We start from the raw sequence: 15,265 nt of genomic DNA, 5'->3' as shown, positions 1-15,265 counted from the left end.
GCAACGCCTGTTGGGTTCGGACCCAGCACAGCCTTTGCTGCCTGAGCACGACCATCCCAATCGTCAACGGCGCAGCCGAACCATCAATCCCCCTCGGACTATCAAGAACCTTTCATCGAACACATCGAGGCAACCGTCGATAACTTCCAGGAAATGTACTTTGCCGCAAATTTTGCAGGTACCGCTTATGCCCACGTCGATAACATCATCTTGCAATGCGATAGCGGAATAATCGGTTAGAACACAGTTGCCGGCGAGCCGCTCCGAACGATCCGATCAAGTTTTCCATCGATCTCTGACATGCGCTCCAGCGCGTATCGTCCACATCTGACGAAGCTTGGCTGATCCTGTGCGTGCAGCCCCCTCATCCGGCTGCCGCGATTCCCTTCTCCCCGCTGGGGAGCAGGCGCCCGAAGGGCGGATGAGGGGGCCGCACGGTTCGCCTTTTCCTTATCGCCTCATCCCGCCAACTCCACAATCGCACACCCATACCCCTCCAGCTCCAGCCTCCCCGCCACCATCTTCTCCCCATCCAGCAGATCCCGCCCGGCCGGCACCCCGCCCACCGTCACAGCCTGATCCATATAATTCTGCACGAACAGCAGCCGCCGCTCCTCATTCATTCGCATCGTCACCTCCACGCCCTCAGGCAACCCGCCGACCAGCGGTTCCACGCCCGCCGGCGCGAACAGCCGCTCCGTCAGCGCCTCGGTCAGCTCCGGGGTCAGATACGTCCCGAGATAGACAACCTGCCCCTTGCCGATCTTGCGCGAGGTCGCCATCGGCTGGCCTTCGGCGTAGCGGTTGGACCAGACGGCGATAACCTCGACATCGGGGTCGATGGTGAGGTTTTCGTAGAAGTGGCCGGCGGCCATTTCGCGGTTGCCGATCTTGAAGCGGCGGACGCGGCGGTGGCTTTCGGCCGGTTTGTTCGGCGGGATGACGAGGCCGCCGGAGCGCTCTATCACGTCGAAGAGGCCGTTGGCGCCGGGGGCGGCGAGGCGGCCGAAATCTTCGACGCGGACACCGGTCAGTTTGGAAAGCGCAGTGCCGGGCGCGGTTTCGCGGATGACGTGGTTATCCTCATTGCGGGTGCCGGTGCGCGCGCCGATGACGACGGTGCCGCCGGATGCGGCGAAGGCTTCGAGCTTTGCCGTCCATTCGTCCTTCCACATCACCCAATGGGGGACATAGAAGAGCTTCAGTTTGGAAAGATCGTCCTCCGGATGGATGAAGCCGCAGGCGATGCCGCGATCGTAACAATGCTGATGCAGCAGGATCGCATCGTCCTGCGGGCTCGGCAGGCCGATCGGATAGGTTTTGTGGGCTTCCTGATTGTCGAAGTCGGAGCCGGCGATGCCGACATCCATGCGCACATAAGTGCCGAGGATCTTGTCTTTCAGCGCCGTCATCTCGGTCGCGAAGCGCGTCGCTTCCTCATAGCGATGGCGGCCGATATCGTCATGGTCGATGATGCCCATCCAATAGATCTCGGCGCCGAAATGGGCCGGCCGCCAGCGGAAGAACATCAGGCCGTCGGCACCGTGCGCGACCGAGGAGAGCGCCATGCGGCGCAGCTCGCCCGGCTCCGGCGTCAGCGTGCAGAAGCCCGGCTGGCTGCCGAAGCCCGATTGCTGCTCGGGCACGATGTAATTGCCGGAGAAACCGCGGCAGATATCGAGGTGCAGCGCCTGCACCTTGGCGTGGTTGCCGAGCCGCATGAACTCGTCATAGAGCATGGGATAGATGTCGTAGCCGACGAAATCGAGATCCTTGCTGAACTGGCCGCGGAAATCGATATCCCGGAGGCCCCCGAGATTGTGGAAGAAGAACCAGGAGGATTTCACCTCCCTGAGGATCTCCACCTGGTCGTGCTGGAAGCGCGCCGTGGAGAAGGCGAGGAAGCGGTGGTAATCCTGCAGATGGCCGGGGCTCGGGAAGGTCGGGCCGAATTCGATCGGCAGCACCACCTGATCGAAGCTGTCATAGGCAGTCGCCCAGAAATCACCGCCCCAGGCGGCGTTGAGCTTTGATATCTCGCGGTATTTATCGGCGAGGAAGGCCTGGAATTCGGTGAGCGTCGCTTGGGAAAAGCTCTCCGGCATGCTGGTGTTGAGCTCATTGTCGGTCTGCCAGCCGACGACGAAGGGATTGCCGCGATAATGCTCGGCCATCGCCCGGGTGATGCGCTTGCTGTGCTCGCGGAAAACAGGGCTTGCCGTATCGCAATGCTGGCGCGAGCCGTGGCTCATCGGCCGGCCCTTGCCATCGACCCTTAGAATTTCAGGGTGCGCAGCCGTCAGCCAGCGCGGCGGTGTGGCCGTCGGCGTGCACATGATGGTGTCGATGCCGTGGCGCCCGAGGATCGCGATGGCGCGGTCGAAGAGATCGAAATCATAGGTGCCGAGCTTCGGCTCCAGAATGTGCCAGGCGAATTCGGCCATGCGCACGACATTGAAGCCGGCTTTTGCCATGCGCTCGGCATCGCGCTCCCAATAGCTTTCGTCGACATGTTCGGGATAGTGCGGCACACCGACGAGGAAGCGGTCGGTCTTGACGGTGTTCCATGCGGAGAGGGTCTTGTCGGACACGGGCGGTTCTTTCCTGATTACTTGTCGAGGATGGTCTTGCGGGCGCTGATCGTGCGGCCGCCATCGGGGGAGAAGAGATAGAGCTCGTTCGCATCGAGCTTCAGCGCCACCTTCTGCCCGGCGGCAAAGGGCGCGACATAGGAGAGCTGCGCGGTGATGTTGCCGGTGCCGCTTTCCGACGCGATGGTGCGGAGACTGCCGGCATCGACATAGAGAATGGTCTCGCGGCCGAGATGCTCGACGAGGCGGACCTCGCCATGCATGGCCCCGCCCTCGCTGCCCTCGGCGACCACCGAGATCGCCTCCGGCCGCACGCCGAGCGTGAGATCCGAGCCTTTCGAAAGCGTCGTCGGCTGGGCAAGCTCCACCGTCAGGGGTGCAAGGCCGGGGGCGGAGACCGTGACGCTACAGCCGGAGACGTCGTCAATAGTAACGCCGAGGAAATTCATTCTGGGCGCGCCGAGGAAGCCGGCGACGAAGAGATTATCGGGGTTGCGGTAAAGCTCCAGCGGCGAGCCGACCTGCTCGATAATGCCCTTGTTCAACACGACGATGCGGCTTGCCATGGTCATCGCCTCCACCTGGTCGTGGGTGACATAGACCATGGTGGCGCCGAGCTCGGCATGCAGGCTGCTGAGTTCGACGCGCATCTGGGTTCTGAGCGCCGCATCGAGGTTCGACAGCGGCTCGTCGAACAGGAAAACCTCGGGCGAGCGGGTGATCGCCCGGCCGATCGCCACGCGCTGCCGCTGCCCGCCGGAAAGCTGCTTCGGCCGCTTGTCGAGCTGGTCGTCGATGCGCAGGATCTTCGCGGCGCGGGCGACCGCCGCGTCAATCTCGGCCTTCGGGCGCTTCGCCATGCGCAGGCCAAAGCCCATATTCTCAGCCACCGTCATGTGCGGATAGAGCGCATAGGATTGGAAGACCATGGCGATGCCGCGATCGCCCGGCTCCTGCCGGCTCACATCACGGCCGTTGATCAGGATCTGGCCCGAGGAGATCGCCTCCAGCCCGGCAATGCTCTTCAGAAGCGTGGACTTGCCGCAGCCTGACGGACCGACCATGACGATGAACTCGCCCTGCGCCACGGAAAGATCGATGCCGCGCAGCGCGTGATAGGCGCCATAATTCTTGTTGATCGCACGAAGTTCGAGACTGGTCATGTCCTGGCCCTCTCTTGTTGAAACGGAAGACGCCGGCTCATCCCTTCACCGCGCCCATGGTGAGGCCGGCGATGAAATGCCGCTGCATCAGGAAGAACATCACGACGGGCGGCACGGCGACGACGATTGTGCCCGCCGAAACCAGGTTCCAGGCCGAGACCCACTCGCCGCGCAGATTGGCAAGGCCCGCCGTCACCGGCTTGACGCTATCGCTGACCGTCAGCACCACGGCCCAGAAATAATCGTTCCAGACGAAGGTGAAGATCAGGATGGCGAGCGCGGCGAGTGCGGGCCGCACCAGCGGGATCACCACATGGACGAGCGTCTGGAAGGGCGACGCCCCTTCGGCGCGCGCCGCCTGGAACAGCTCGTCCGGCAAGGCTGCGATGAAATTGCGCATGAAGAGTGTCGCAAACCCCGTCTGGAAGGCGACGTGGAAGATGATCAGCGCCACCGTCGTATCGATCAGGTCGAGCCGCACCATCAGGTCGCGCACCGGGATCATCATGATCTGGTGCGGCAGGAAATTGCCGCCGACGAAGAGCGCGAAGATCAGCATGTTGCCGCGAAAGCGGTAGCGCGACAGCACGAAGCCCGCGAGCGTCGACATGACGAGTACGCCGATGACGGAGGGAATGGTGATCGTCAGGCTGTTGAGGAAATAGCGCGCCATCGGCGTGTCGGTGAAGACAGCCCTGTAATTGTCGATGACGCCGATCTCGGTCGGCCAGCCCCAGAGATTGCCGCCCATCACATCAGCAGTCGAGCGGAAGGAGGTGAGGATGATCGCAAAGAGCGGGCAGAGCCAGAGAAGGAGCACGATGATGACGGCGGACACATAGAACCGGCGCTGCCAGATCGCGGTTTCCGGTATCGGACGAGGATACATCAGCCTCCCCTCTCTTCGCTGCGGATGATGTGGGTGAGATACCAGGCGATGAACACGGCCATGATCACGAAGAGCACCGAGGCGATCGCCGCGCCGTAGCCGAAGCGGTAGGAAAAGATCGACTGCTCGTACATCTGGTAGGCAAGCACCGAGGAGGAGCCGAACGGTCCGCCCGCCGTCATCACCGAGATCATGTCGAAGGAGCGCAGCGCGCCGACGACCGTCACCGCAATGGCGATGAAGGTGACCTGCGTCAGCTGCGGCAGCACGATATGGCGCAGCATGTCCCAGCCCCTCGCCCCATCGACGCGGCCCGCCCCGATCAGCTCTTCGCTCAGATTGTTGAGGCCGGCGAGATAAAGCACCATGCAGAAGGTGATCTGCGGCCAGAGTGCCGCGATGACGATCGCGAAGGTGACGAAATGCTCATCGGAAAGCACCGCCGGCGCCACCGCCCCGAAGGCCCGGAAGATCAGCGCCAGCAGCCCGAATTCCGGCGTATAGACCCAGGTGAAGACGACGCCCACCGTCACTGATGCCAGCACCAGCGGAATGAAGAACAGCGACTTCAGGAAGCGCATGCCGGCGATTTTCTGGTTGACCAGCAGCGCGATGGCGAGCCCGATCGGCGGTGCTGCCATGAACATGACGAGCCAGATCAGATTGTTCTTCAGCGACACGTAGAATTGCGGATCGTTATAGAGCTCGACGTAATTGCCGAGCCCGATCCAGACCATCGGCCCGAAACCATCCCACTCGTGAAAGCTGATCCAGACGCTGCGCACCGCCGAGAGCAGGATGACGGTGAAGAACAGCACGATCGCCGGCGCGATGAGCAGAGTCGGAGTCAGCCACCACCGCTGGCGGCGCCATATTGTCTGCATGTCGAGAACCTCTTGTGTGACCAGGCTGCCGCTCATGGGGTGCCCCTCATCCGGCTGCCGCCACCTTCTCCCCGCTCACGGAGCGAAGGGACCGAGCCGCGATCTCTCCGTCCCCTGCATACGTCTCGCAGGGCACGTCCCCTCTCCCCGTTTTTACGGGGAGAGGGTTAGGGTGAGGGGCAGCTTCAGAATGTGCGCCCCCAAGCTCAGATCTTATAAATCCGCTTCCGCGTCCCCTCGAGCCGCGTAAGGATGGCCTTACGCCGATCCGGCTTCGCCATGAACTCCTGGAAACCGACGAGGCCGGCCTGGGCCATGTCGGGGTCGCTGTCGCGGTCGTAATATTGCGAGGCGCCCTGCACCGTCTTCATCGTCTCGACGGCGACATTGACGAGCGGATCCTTGCTCGCCGGCAGGTCGTTGCGCGGCGGCACGTTGCCGCCCGGCTCCAGATAGGCCGCCAGGTTCTCCGGCTTGTAGAAATAGGCGAGGAAATCGCGCGCGCCCTGCTTGTTCTTCGCCTTGGCGGGAATATGGACGGAGTTGACCGAGAACTCCTCGAAATGGCCGATCTTCGGATCGAGCACCGGGAAGGTCGCATAGGCAAGCTGCGGCAGATCAGCCTCGGTGAAGGCCGAGCGCAGGAAGGCGCCGAGGTTCATCATGCCGGCCTTCTTCTGCGCCAGCAGTGCTGCGGCCTCCTGCCAGCCGAAGGAGGTGTGGTTCGGCGTGAAGAAGCCCTTGCCGATCATCGCTTCCCACTGGTCGAAGACGGGGGTCAGCGCCGGATCGAGATAGCTCATCTCGCCGTTCATCAGCGCCATGTGCCGGTCGAGTCCGTTGATGCGCAGGTTCATCTGATCGAACCAGCCGGCCGCCGGCCACAATTCCTTGGTGCCGATCGCAACCGGGGTGATGCCTGCCGCCTTGCACTTTTCGCCATAGGCCAGGAACTCGTCCGCCGTCTTCGGCACGGTCAGCCCGTATTGATCGAACACGTCCTTGCGGTAGAACATGCCCCAGAGCGTGCCGCCGGTGGGCAGGCCGTATTGCTTGCCGTCTTCGGTGACGGCGCCGGCCGTCGCACCCAGCACGTCCTTGTATTTTTCCTTTTCGAAGAGATCGGAAATATCGTCGAACAACCCGCGCTTGACGAAGGCGCGCATGCGGTTGCCCGAGAACCAGAAGCAGATGTCGGGCGCGCCGGCGACCAGATAGTTGCGGATCGCCGTCTTGTGCGCCTCGTGGTCCATATTGTTGACGACGACCTTGACGCCGGCTTCCTTGCCAAAGCCCGCCGCGATCGCCTTCAGCGCATCGAGGGCAGCGCCGTTATTTTCCGACGAGATGATGGTGACGTCCTGCGCCTGCGCAATCGCAGGCATCGGAAAGCTGCCCGTGACCGCCGCCGCCGAAACCACGCCCGCCCCTTTCAGGAAGCTTCTGCGGGTGGTTGAGGGAAAATGCTTTAAGAATACCATTGAATTCCTCCCGGTTGATCGACAACACCGCCTGGCCGAGCCGCCTCCTCCTTGGAGCGCGCTCACGCAGGCCTTCCACGCGCCGATCCCGCCTCCTGAACCCGACCGTACAATCCGGCTGCCTCAGTTGATCGGCGGCCGAACTTATGCATAGATTGTGCGAGCCCGCAATAATTAATTTACAAAATTAAGGAATGCATCGTGAAGCTGAAAGGCGACCAGACCACGGCGAGAGCCATGAACCGACGCCTCATCCTCAACCTTCTCCGCCGCGAAGGGCCGAGGAGCCGCGCCGATATCGCAACGGTGATCGGGCTCAGCCCCGCTGCCGTCACCTTTGTGGTCGCCGATCTGCTGGAGGAAGGCATCGTCACCGAGGGCAAGGCCGTGCCCGGCCCCGCCGGCCGCCGGCCGATCCCGGTCGAAATCAATTACGAGCACTCGCTCGCCCTCGGCTTCAAGCTGATGGTGGATTCGGTGGAATGCGTGGCGACCGATCTTGCCACCAATCCTCTCGCCGCCATGCGCGTCGATCTGAAGGGCCACGATCCGGATTATGTCGCCGATCTCCTGGCCGACACCGTGCCCGAACTGGTGAAGCTCGCCGGCCGGCCGAAAGCCAAGCTTGCCGGTATCGGCATCTCCATGCCCGGCGTCATCAACCACGAACAAACAGCCTGCGTGCGCAGCCACCGCTTCAAATGGGACAACGTTCCGCTGGCCGCGCTGGTCGCCGCCCGCGTCCACGTGCCGGTCTGGCTGGAGGACGATACCAATGCCTATGCCATCGCCCAGCAGCTCTTCGGCCTCGGCCGCCAGCACCGCAACATGGCCGTGCTCGCCGTCGGCGTCGGCATCAGCTGTGCGCTTGTCATCGACGGCAAGCTCTATCGCGGCGCCAATGGCGCGGCCGGCAAATTCGGCCATACCCTGTTCGAGGAGAACGGCCGCCTCTGCGAATGCGGCAAGCGCGGCTGCCTGATGGCCTATCACTCCGAACTCTCGATGCTGCGCCGCTGGCGCGAAGCGACCGGCCGCGGCGACGAGCTCGGCCTGCCCGAACTCCGCGAAGCGCTTTCATCGGGCGACGCGACCGCCCTCACCCTCGTCGCCGAATCCGGCCGCGGCATCGGCACCGCACTCGCCAACCTCGTCAACATCACCGATCCCGAAGTCATCGTCGCCGGCGGCGAAGCCGTCTCCCTCGGCGATCCCTTCCTGACGCCGCTGCGCGAGGCTTTGGCCGCCCGCACCTTCCGCACCGCCCCACCGCTGCTGCCCGACTGGGAGGACAATTCCTGGGCCCGGGGTGCGGCGGCGCTGGTGACGCAGAAGATCTTCGACTTTGAATCGTCGGGCGGGGTGACGGATATTGGGACACTCGGCGTGAGAGGTTCGACGTCGGCGGCTTGATGAGAGAACGGCGGGATCGCTCTTGCCTGGCCAGCCGTGCCGCACCCCCCTCTGCCCTGCCGGGCATCTCCCCCACAGGTGGGGAGATCGGCTGGGCGCGATGGCTTCCCCAAACAACTACCTTATAGCTGCTGCGCTATGGTCAAGAGGGAACGATGGTCCAACCTCTTGCCGATCTCCACCCTTGTGGGGGAGATGCCCGGCAGGGCAGAGGGGGTACCACACGGCACAACGAAACAGGCTAGCCGGCATCTCCATCGGCATCGACGCGATCATCGTCATTCGGATTGATCGCTAGCTGATAGAGCACCTCGTGCAGCCTGCCAATGCTGTCAGCAGGAAGGTGACGAACAATCAAATCCAGACAAAAATACTTCCAGCCAGAGTCTTTTCCGGCAAGTACGTGCATGACTGGCTCGACGATGGGATTGCCAAGCGATGCCAGAAACCGGGCAAGTGGCCTAGCGACCGGCCAGTTGCCGTCAGCGATCCATGCCAGGAGATCATCGAGAATTGGTGCCACCGCAGGAAAGCCCGCCTTCTCAATGGCCGAGACTGCCGCAAGATCATGTTTGTGACAAGGTAAGAGGCTTTTGATATCCATTACGACTTCCTAACATCGGCCGGCCGCGCCGCAGATAAGCTTGCGTGCAAAAATACAGGTTTTCCAACGCATTCCTGCTCCAAACATCGGCCTCCGCTCGCTGATCCCTGAATGCGCTCCGAGTGGCGCAGCCTCCCCCTGGGGCGGTTGCATTTCACGCTCGCGCGACTACCTTTTATGCGAGGACACCCTCCCCTTAGCGACAAAGAGAAAATCACGCGAGCAAACCATGTGCCGAAACATAAAACCTCTGTTCAACTTCGACCCGCCGGCGACGGACGAAGAGATCCATGATGCCGCGCTGCAGTTCGTGCGCAAGCTCAGCGGAACGACCAAGCCGTCGAAGCGCAATGAGGCCGCCTTCGAACGCGCGGTCAGTTCGATCGCAGCTTGCGCCCGTGAATTGCTCGATTCGTTGGAGACGTCTCAGCCGCCTCGCGATCGCGAGGAAGTAGCGGCGAAGGCGCGGGCGAGATCCGCGATGCGGTTCGGGTAAGCCAAGCCTCGTTCTGGCAGGGAATCTCAGCCGGACCTGCAGATACATTCGCTTACAAAAACACAGGTTTCCAGACACATCCCTGGTTCAATCATCGACTGAAATGGCGACGCGGCCAACGAGCCGGAAACGATCAATTCAGGAAGGATGACACGATGAAAATGATCCAGGCCATGGCGCTCGCCATTCTCCTCGGCGGCGCGGCGGCAGCGAATGCGGAACAGCCGCTGCAGCGCACCGACCTCCTCAGAAGCGATATCGACGTGCCCGGCCATGAGGCCGTTCAGGTGCGCGTCGATTTCGCGCCCGGCGTTCTTGCTCCGAACCACTCGCATCCCGGCGAAGAGATCGCCTTCGTCATCGAGGGAACACTGGAATATCAGCTCGAAGGCAGGGAGCCGGTGACCCTCAAGGCCGGCCAGTCGCTGTTCATTCCGTCCGGCGTGGTGCACTCGGCCAAGAATGTCGGCAGCGGCAAGGCTTCGGAACTGGCGACCTATATCGTGCATAAGGGCGAGGCGCTGGTCATGCCGGTCAAGTGAAGGTTGCATTGAGTTCGGCGTCGGGCGCACGCCCCATGCGTCGGACTCGTCTTGAAACTGATCAGGATAGTTGGAACCTGATCAGCTAGCGCGACACCTGCGCAAAAAATGGATAGCAGCTCCCGCCGGCGGCAGGCGCTGCTTTTTGAAGCAGGTGATCTCAGAAATTAGCTGCGTGCACAGCTTATGTCCTCATGCGACCTTACTGCTGCGGCTGCGCCGGCGGCGGGGTACCGATCTTGTCCAGAACCTTCTTGGCGAGAGCCGGGTCGCTCTGCGCGGCCGTCAGGATCGACGAATATTCCTCGACCGAGATGTCGTGAGAGGCCTGGACGGTGTCGACCATCTGCTTCTTGGCTTCTTCCTGCAGCTTTTGCTTCGCAGCCTGGTCCTTCGTCGCGTCGATCTTGGCGGAATATTCCTGCCTGACCTTATCGACCTGCACATAGGCAACGGCAAAGGCCTCGAGTTTCTGATCACTGACAGGGGCAGCCGCACCGGTACCACCCTGTCCTTGCATCGGCGCCTGGCCCTGTGCCGGCGGCTGCTGTTGCGCCTGGGCAAGCTCGGTCGCGGATGCCGGGCTGAGAGCAAGCAGACTGAACACCGCGGCTGTCATCGTTGCGAGGGATGTGTAACGAGTGATCATTTTCATTCCTTTTCCGGTGATTTTGGACGGCAGCAAGACCGCCTCGGTCGATCGCTCAGCCGATCTAAAGGCTGGCGAGGTCGCAACGATGAAGGCTGAAAAGGGCTCAGTGCGGCGATAACAGGGCCATTTGCTGACGATTGAGCGGCAGCTTTGTGGCCCGACGCCAGCCGCTACTTCGCAAACTTCCGCGCACCCATCACGCAGAGAATAACCGCGACCGTAACGCCGAGCATGCCCCACGTCACCGGCTCGTGCAGCAGGGTGGCGGCGAGCGCCAGGCCGAAGAAGGGCTGGAGCAGCTGCAACTGGCCGACGGCGGCGATGCCGCCCAGCGAGAGGCCGCGATACCAGAAGATGAAACCAATGAGCATCGAGAACAGCGAGACATAGGCAAGGCCGATGAGCGCCGGCGTTTCGATGCCGGCGAAACTTTCCGGCCGGTAGGCGAACGCGACTGCAATCATGATCGGCAGCGACAGGACCAGCGCCCAGGAAATCACCTGCCAGCCGCCGAGCGTGCGCGACAGCCGGCCGCCCTCGGCATAACCGAGACCGCAGGCGAGAATGGCCGCCAGCATCAACAGGTCGCCGACCGGCGAGGCCGTCAGGCCTTGCGTCAGGGCAAAGCCCGCAACCAGCGTACTGCCGAGGATGGAGAAAAGCCAGAAGGCCGGCTTCGGCCGCTCACCGCCGCGGATGACGCCGAAGATGGCCGTTGCAAGCGGCAGCAGACCGACGAAGACGATCGAATGGGCTGACGTGACATGCTGCAGCGCCAGCGCCGTCAGCAGCGGAAAGCCGACCACGACGCCGAGCGCGACAACGGCCAGCGAGAGGATATCGCGCCCGGCCGGCCGCTTTTCACGAAAGACGATCAGCAGGCCGAGCGCCAGCAGCCCGGCGATCGCCGCGCGCGCAACGGTCAGGAAGACGGGATCGAACTGCGCCACCGCCACGCGCGTCGCCGGCAGCGAGCCGCTGAAGATCACCACACCGATCAAACCATTGACCCACCCTGCCGTCATTCGCTCCATCATGCATTCCTTCCGAGATGCATGTCGTCGAAACCCTGCGGCTGAGAGAACGGCATGCATAAATAATAACCTCAGGCGCGTTAGCTGAATCGAAGTCGCGAGAACGGGCCGTCACCCTTATCCGCCAATGCCGATAGCCACGACAGTGACGGTCTGATACGGTTTCGAAAAACTGTTACGGTTCAAAAGGCAGTACGGATGAACGCAGAGATGGCGGGGCGCACCCGCGTCGAGATGGTTATGGCGACGATCCGGCAGCGCATCGCCGGGCGCAGCCTGACACCGGGAGCAAGGCTGCCCTCGGTGCGCGGCCTCGCGGCCAGCATGAAGCTCTCAACCTCGACCGTCGTCGACGCCTATGAGCGCTTGGTCGCCGAGGGTGCGATCCTGTCACGGCCGGGTTCCGGCTTCTATGTCGCCAACCAGGCGGCCCCCTTCGCGCTGGCCGAGGCCGGGCCGAAGCTCGACCGCGCCGTCGATCCCCTCTGGATTTCGCGGCAATCGCTGGAGGCGGATGAAGCCGATCTGAAGCCCGGGTGCGGCTGGCTGCCGCCCTCCTGGCTGCCCGGCGAGGGCATGCGCCGGGCACTCCGAACGCTTGCCCGCGCCGAGGGGCCGGCCCTTGCCGATTACGGCTCGCCGCTCGGCCTGCCGCCGCTGCGCCAGCTGATTTCGCGGCGCATGGGCGAGCGCGGCATCGAGGCCTCGCCGAATCAGATCCTGCTCGCCGAGTCCGGCACGCAGGCGATCGACCTGCTCTGCCGTTTCCTGCTCGAGCCCGGCGATACGGTCTTGGTCGATGACCCCTGCTACTTCAACTTTCACGCATTGCTGCGCGCCCACCGGGCGAAGATCGTCGGCGTGCCCTATACATCCTCCGGCCCCGATCTCGAACTCTTCGCGCAGACGCTCGCCGAATATCGGCCGCGGCTCTACATCACCAACTCCGCCATCCATAATCCGACGGGCGCCACGCTTTCTCCCGTCACGGCCCACCGAGTGCTGAAGCTCGCCGACCAGTTCGATCTCACCATCATCGAAGACGATATCTTTGCTGATTTCGAATATACGGCCGCACCCCGCCTTGCCGCTTTCGACGGGCTCGAGCGCGTCATCCACATCGGCAGCTTTTCGAAGACGCTTTCGGCCTCCGCCCGCTGCGGCTTCGTCGCCGCCAGGCCCGAATGGATCGAGGGCCTCACCGACCTCAAGATCGCCACCTCCTTCGGCGGCGGCCGGATGACGGCCGAGCTGGTGCTCAACGTCTTGAGCGACGGCGGCTATCGCAAACACATGGAAATACTCAGGCAGCGGCTGGCGCGCGCCATGACCGAGGTCTCGGCCCACCTGAAGGGCTTCGGGATAAAACCCTGGCTGGAGCCCCAGGCCGGCATGTTCCTCTGGTGCCGCCTGCCCGACGGCATCGACGCGGCTGATGTGGCGCGGGCGGCATTGGAGAAGCGGGTCGTGCTGGCGCCGGGCAATGCGTTCAGCCTGTCGCAATCGGCGACGAATTTCATGCGGTTCAATGTGTCGCAGACGCTGGATGAGAGAGTGTTTGCGGTGTTGGGGGACGTGTTGGGAAGGTAGGATCAACCTCATCGCACACCCAATCATGCCCTTCGCTTACGCTCCGAAGGAAGACCCCTCCCCAACCCCTCCCCACAAGGGGGAGGGACTAATCTGGGGCACGGCCTCGCTCCTTCCGAAGCCTCGAAGATTTGGAAAACCGGTGCGGCAAATTAAGCCCCTCCCCCCTGTGGGGAGGGGTTTGGGGCGGGGTCTTCTACCACCCATCAAAACGACCTATTGAGCGCCTTATCGTTCTCCAGCCGCGTCACGCAGCCCTCCAGCTTGGCGAGCAGGAGGTCGAAGTCGAGCGGCTTCGTCAGATAATCCGCAGCACCGGCCCGCAGGCCGGCGAGCGTGTTTTCCCGGTCTGTCAGCGCCGTCAGCATGATGAAGGGAATGTTGGAAAGCTCCAGATGATTGATCTGGATCTCCGCCAGAAGCTGATGCCCATCCATGACAGGCATGGAAATATCGCTGATGACGATATCCGGCCATTTCGACAGGATCATTTCCAGGCCTTCGGCGCCGTTCGAGGCCTCGAGCGTCCTGTAGCCGGCCTCGCTCAACTCTTCGACGAGGAGATTCCGGATCTCGACTTCGTCTTCTATGCACAGGACTGTAACCATAAGCTCTTCCTTAAGCTGCGACTTGTTGATCCGACAATAGAAACTCTATTGGCAGAGAGATGGTGAATGTTGTGCCCTTGCCAAGCTCACTCGTCACCTCGACGGTGCCGCCGTGTAGTTCGATGACCTGCTTGACGACGTTCAGGCCAAGGCCGGTTCCGGCAATCTCCGTCGCGCTGCGGGCGCGATAATAAGGTTGAAACAGTTTCGGAAGATCATCCGTATCCATGCCGATGCTACTATCGGCGATGGCGATTTCCACCATTCTCCCATCAACCCAGGCGCGAGCTATCGCCGGTCTGTTGCCGATCATGATCGCGCGTACCCTGGCTCCACCAGGACCAGCGTGATGTGCGATGTGAGCCTGACCTTCAATACTCGCAACCTTTTGATGGCGCCCGTTCCCTCGAAATTGACACGCAAAAGTTGACGGACGGTGAATTATGCGCTTCGTTGCGGGTCCGCGACATGTCTGCCTTGGATATTTCGCTGTCTGCGAAGGAGACCTTGTGGCCACCGCAACAACACCCAAAACGTCAGGCGTCAACGTCGAACCGATCGCCGCCGCGTATATCGACAGTTTTCATCGCGCCCTCGACGCGGTCGCGCGGGAGAAAAAATACTTGTCCATGCTCGAAGCCACACCCCTGCCTCAGACGCGTGAGTTCGTGATGGGCATGATCGCAAAGGGCAATCCGCAATTCGTTGCTGTGATTGGCGAAGAGGTCGTCGGCTGGTGCGATATCAGCCGGCATTTCTTCCCGTCCCACGCCCATCGCGGAAACCTCGGTATGGGGATTCTTCCCGCCTATCGCGGCCAGGGTCTCGGGCGGAAGCTCATCGAAACCACATTGAGAGCCGCGCGGGAAGCTGGTTTTATGAGGATCGAACTCGATGTGTATGAGGACAATAGCCGTGCGATCGCACTCTATGAAAAACTGGGCTTCGTGCGCGAAGGCATAATCCGGCGCGCCGCGCGCATCGATGGTCGGTTCATCGATGCGATCGGCATGTCGCTTTTATTCGACGAGGATGGGTCGGCATAATTTGGCGCATTGTCCGCGATTTTGTTCCCGCGCCATCGATTGGATCGGCACTCAAGAGAGCCTCATCCCCCGGGGGCCGCAACGGCGAGGTGGACGTGCCGGCGATGGGGCGGCAAGGAGCAGCGTTGGGGCGTGCTTCGAGGCTCCGCCCTACGGGCTGCGCACCTCAGAGCCTGTGAATGTTTTGTGGCGGCGGCGATTGGATTGTGATTCTGTGGGTCGTTGATTTGCGTGGGGGATGATGGTGGGCGACGATCTGTTCGAGGGAATGC

The 15,265-nt window shown here is 62.3% G+C and carries 14 protein-coding genes and 1 pseudogene; 5 read left to right on the top strand and 10 right to left on the bottom strand.

The features are described from left to right. Nucleotides 1-458 precede the first annotated feature (458 nt). The 5 genes from QWJ46_RS28555 to QWJ46_RS28535 all read right to left on the bottom strand — a co-directional run bounded on the left by QWJ46_RS28555 (nt 459) and on the right by QWJ46_RS28535 (nt 7,008). Complete coding sequence (locus QWJ46_RS28555; RefSeq protein WP_302755642.1) at nt 459-2,591, bottom strand: beta-galactosidase; 2,133 nt, start codon at nt 2,589-2,591, stop codon at nt 459-461. 17 nt (nt 2,592-2,608) lie between these two features. After that, nucleotides 2,609-3,754, bottom strand: coding sequence for an ABC transporter ATP-binding protein (locus QWJ46_RS28550; RefSeq protein WP_302755641.1), 1,146 nt, complete (start codon nt 3,752-3,754; stop codon nt 2,609-2,611). Between the two features lie 37 nt (nt 3,755-3,791). Next, the gene (locus QWJ46_RS28545; RefSeq protein WP_302755640.1) at nt 3,792-4,643 is read right to left on the bottom strand and encodes a carbohydrate ABC transporter permease; all 852 of its coding nucleotides are present in this window, start codon (nt 4,641-4,643) and stop codon (nt 3,792-3,794) included. Continuing rightward, a complete protein-coding gene (locus QWJ46_RS28540) occupies nt 4,643-5,527 on the bottom strand; it encodes a carbohydrate ABC transporter permease (RefSeq protein WP_302755672.1) in 885 nt (294 codons plus the stop codon). Before QWJ46_RS28540 ends, QWJ46_RS28545 begins: the two co-directional genes overlap by 1 nt. 206 nt (nt 5,528-5,733) lie before the next feature. Further along, nucleotides 5,734-7,008 (bottom strand): ABC transporter substrate-binding protein, encoded by a 1,275-nt coding sequence (locus QWJ46_RS28535; protein WP_302755639.1) that lies wholly within the window; start codon nt 7,006-7,008, stop codon nt 5,734-5,736. A 201-nt stretch (nt 7,009-7,209) separates the two neighbouring features. Here QWJ46_RS28535 and QWJ46_RS28530 point away from each other — a divergent pair, with 201 nt between their 5' ends. Beyond that, nucleotides 7,210-8,421, top strand: a complete 1,212-nt coding sequence (locus QWJ46_RS28530) for an ROK family protein (RefSeq protein ID WP_302755637.1) — start codon at nt 7,210-7,212, stop codon at nt 8,419-8,421. Between the two features lie 241 nt (nt 8,422-8,662). On the opposite strand, the gene QWJ46_RS28525 is transcribed toward QWJ46_RS28530, so the two are convergent. Then, nucleotides 8,663-9,025: a DUF5071 domain-containing protein gene (locus QWJ46_RS28525; RefSeq protein ID WP_302755635.1), complete on the bottom strand. Its 363-nt coding sequence runs from the start codon at nt 9,023-9,025 to the stop codon at nt 8,663-8,665. A 229-nt stretch (nt 9,026-9,254) separates the two neighbouring features. Here QWJ46_RS28525 and QWJ46_RS28520 point away from each other — a divergent pair, with 229 nt between their 5' ends. Both QWJ46_RS28520 and QWJ46_RS28515 read left to right on the top strand, forming a co-directional pair. Continuing rightward, on the top strand, nt 9,255-9,521 hold the full coding sequence (locus QWJ46_RS28520) for a DUF2277 domain-containing protein (RefSeq protein ID WP_302755634.1): 267 nt from the start codon (nt 9,255-9,257) through the stop codon (nt 9,519-9,521). A gap of 155 nt (nt 9,522-9,676) precedes the next feature. Beyond that, on the top strand, nt 9,677-10,063 hold the full coding sequence (locus tag QWJ46_RS28515; protein ID WP_184460251.1) for a cupin domain-containing protein: 387 nt from the start codon (nt 9,677-9,679) through the stop codon (nt 10,061-10,063). Nucleotides 10,064-10,265: 202 nt separating this feature from the next. Here QWJ46_RS28515 and QWJ46_RS28510 read toward each other — a convergent pair whose 3' ends face one another. Then, the gene (locus tag QWJ46_RS28510; RefSeq protein ID WP_184460258.1) at nt 10,266-10,712 is read right to left on the bottom strand and encodes a DUF4168 domain-containing protein; all 447 of its coding nucleotides are present in this window, start codon (nt 10,710-10,712) and stop codon (nt 10,266-10,268) included. 173 nt (nt 10,713-10,885) lie between these two features. Further along, nucleotides 10,886-11,749, bottom strand: coding sequence for a DMT family transporter (locus QWJ46_RS28505; RefSeq protein WP_184460259.1), 864 nt, complete (start codon nt 11,747-11,749; stop codon nt 10,886-10,888). A gap of 198 nt (nt 11,750-11,947) precedes the next feature. On the opposite strand from QWJ46_RS28505, the gene QWJ46_RS28500 reads away from it, so the two are divergent. Continuing rightward, complete coding sequence (locus QWJ46_RS28500; protein ID WP_302755633.1) at nt 11,948-13,339, top strand: PLP-dependent aminotransferase family protein; 1,392 nt, start codon at nt 11,948-11,950, stop codon at nt 13,337-13,339. A gap of 206 nt (nt 13,340-13,545) precedes the next feature. Here the strand turns inward: QWJ46_RS28500 and QWJ46_RS28495 are convergent, their stop codons facing one another. Beyond that, entirely contained in the window at nt 13,546-13,947 is a 402-nt protein-coding gene (locus QWJ46_RS28495) for a response regulator (protein WP_302755632.1), read from the bottom strand. Between the two features lie 10 nt (nt 13,948-13,957). Beyond that, a pseudogene (locus QWJ46_RS28490) lies at nt 13,958-14,209 on the bottom strand (sensor histidine kinase); the annotation flags it as partial. Nucleotides 14,210-14,456: 247 nt separating this feature from the next. On the opposite strand from QWJ46_RS28490, the gene QWJ46_RS28485 reads away from it, so the two are divergent. Continuing rightward, entirely contained in the window at nt 14,457-14,993 is a 537-nt protein-coding gene (locus QWJ46_RS28485) for a GNAT family N-acetyltransferase (protein WP_302755631.1), read from the top strand. Nucleotides 14,994-15,265: the final 272 nt, after the last annotated feature.

Origin of the sequence: Rhizobium sp. CBN3, from assembly GCF_030518245.1 — a bacterium.
GTDB classification, from domain to species: domain Bacteria; phylum Pseudomonadota; class Alphaproteobacteria; order Rhizobiales; family Rhizobiaceae; genus Rhizobium; species Rhizobium aethiopicum_A.
The sequence above is the reverse complement of the archived record's forward strand: the minus strand, read 5'-3'. Positions and strand labels throughout refer to the sequence as shown.